The sequence below is a fragment of the Neisseria sp. HMSC078C12 genome (assembly GCF_001838065.1).
In the GTDB taxonomy this organism is placed as follows: domain Bacteria; phylum Pseudomonadota; class Gammaproteobacteria; order Burkholderiales; family Neisseriaceae; genus Neisseria.
In genome coordinates this window covers 16,161-16,382 of record NZ_KV835621.1, presented here as the reverse complement: position 1 = coordinate 16,382, position 222 = coordinate 16,161, and positions in this window count along the sequence as shown.

The following is a 222-nucleotide window of genomic DNA, read 5'->3' as shown; positions in this document are numbered from 1 at the left end:
GCACTGCGAAATGAGAAAGGGAGCTACAACCTATAATATGTTTACCCTTATTGGGGCGCAATTGTAGCACTGCGAAATGAGAAAGGGAGCTACAACCTTATATATCGGGGCAGTTATTAACGGCGGATTGTAGCACTGCGAAATGAGAAAGGGAGCTACAACGACAAATGCCGAGACTGGTCAAGGAATGTAATTGTAGCACTGCGAAATGAGAAAGGGAGC